Origin of the sequence: Leptolyngbya sp. PL-A3 (assembly GCF_039962325.1) — a bacterium.
In the GTDB taxonomy this organism is placed as follows: Bacteria; Cyanobacteriota; Cyanobacteriia; order Elainellales; family Elainellaceae; genus Vacuolonema.
This window is the reverse complement of the sequence record NZ_JAMPLB010000149.1, coordinates 1-2,012: the sequence shown is the minus strand read 5'-3', so window position 1 is coordinate 2,012 and position 2,012 is coordinate 1. Positions and strand designations below refer to the sequence as shown.

Sequence of the window (2,012 nt, the reverse complement as noted above, 5' to 3'; positions counted from 1 at the left end):
AGCGGATAAAGGAGGACAGTTCTAGAGACAAACCGGTAAGCCCCCGGTGAGGACGCCCGCCTTTGAGGCGGTCCCACTCATTAAGCCACCGGCTTCGCCGGGGGTGTCTGACTAGCTACGCACCCATGCTTAATAATTCCAATGCGTGAATTACTTGGCTGGATTTACCGTTGCTTTGCAGTGCTTCAGGCTCAACAAATACGTTGAATAGGTAGAGATCTTTAACGGTATCGGGAACTGCTCGCTAATAACTACCGCCGCCCAATTCATCGGGATAGCACCATGTCAGATAACACGATGCCGGACAATACTACGTCGAATAACAGCGCCAACCGAAATAACAGCGTCATTTTCATTCATCCAGATGGCACAACCCCCTCTCACTACGCCCTAGCTCGCTATGAAACAGCGGGACCTGACGGTCGCATCAACTGGGACAGAATGGAAACGGCTGGCTCCTACTTATCGCATATCAAAGACCAGCTTACGGCAACCTCTAATGCAGGGGCAGTCGTTCACGCGTATGGAGTCAAGCCGCAAGCAGGTTCTTATGGATTAGACGAAGACGGTACTCCGATCACTTCCCTTTCCGCTCAGGAAGGGTTGACTGAGGCAGGAATGACCATTATGGAGGAGGCGATCGCTGCTGGTAAAGCAACTGCTGTGATCAACTCTGGCTTTATTGCCGAACCTGGAACGGGTGTTTTTCTGGCCGATGTGGAAAATCGCGGCGAAACTGAGGCGATTACCGCAGAAATTATTGAATCAGGTGTTGACATTATCTTAGGTGGTGGTGAGACCGATTATTTGCCGGAAGGGACTATCGGTTTTTTTGGTGAAGAAGGCACTCGCACCGATGGGCGCAACCTGATCGAAGAAGCTGAAGAGAAGGGCTATACGGTAGTCTACACCCGTGAGCAACTGCAAAGCCTGCCTGAAGGCACCACGAAAGTCTTGGGTATTTTTGCAGCAGAAGATACTTACAATGACACCACTGAAGAAGCCAATGCAGCCGAGCGGTTAGAAAATTACGGGCAACCGGGCAACCTAAACCCACCTACCGTTGCTGAAATGCTAGAAGCTGCCCTGCCCATTCTGGCACAAGACGAAGATGGCTTCTTTGTCGTTTTGGAAGAGGAAGGAACCGACAATTTTGGCAACAACAACAATGGTCGGGGCGTTGTAGAAGCTGCTATCCGTGCAGATGAGGCGATCGGTGTTGCTCAAGATTTCATCGATAACGAACGTCCCAATACGTTGTTAATCACCAGTGCAGATAGCAATGCGGGCGGAGTACAAGTCACCGATGTCGATGTTCAATCAGGCGGCAATGTTGGCACGACTCCCGTCAACCCTACCTTGCCCGATCGCTCCGACGCTACTCAAGTGCCCCTTGATGGTGAAGAAGGACGCAATACTCAACCCTTTATTGCTGGACCTGATGAGGACGGCACTCGTTTTCCCTACGGCATCACTTATGCAGGATTGCCCGATTTTGGCTCTGACATTGTCAGCAAAGCCTACGGGTTAAATGCCGAACTGCTCCCCAGCACCCACGACAACACAGAAATTTATCGGCTGATGTATCAAACGCTGTTTGATCAAGCCTTGCCATCTCCCATTGGAGAGCCAGAATCGACTCCTGCGCCTCCCACCACTCAAGACACGGGCAACGTCATCTTCATCCACCCCGACGGTACCACCCCGGCTTACTTCACCCTTGCTCGCCTGGAGGAAGCCGGACCCGACGGTCGCCTTAATTGGGACAGAATGTCGAATGCGGGCGTTTACATCAACAGTCTTGAAGACCAACTGACGGCCACTTCCAATGCTGGAGCAGTAGTGCATTCGATGGGCACCAAATCCCAAGCTGATTCTTATGGGTTGGATGAAAATGGGGGTGGTGTTCTAGACCTGTGGATGGTGCTAGACAGCACGACCAAATTCGTAACGGTTTATGAATAGGCCGATGACGATATCGTGTAACCATTCAGACTTGGAAAAACAAATCG

General features: G+C 51.2%; 1 protein-coding gene. It reads left to right on the top strand.

Features of this window, described 5'->3' with window-relative positions; translation table 11 throughout:
- Window positions 1–282 precede the first annotated feature (282 nt).
- On the top strand, window positions 283–1,965 hold the full coding sequence (locus NDI52_RS34845) for an alkaline phosphatase (protein ID WP_242045853.1): 1,683 nt from the start codon (window positions 283–285) through the stop codon (window positions 1,963–1,965).
- The last annotated feature ends 47 nt before the right edge of the window (window positions 1,966–2,012 follow it).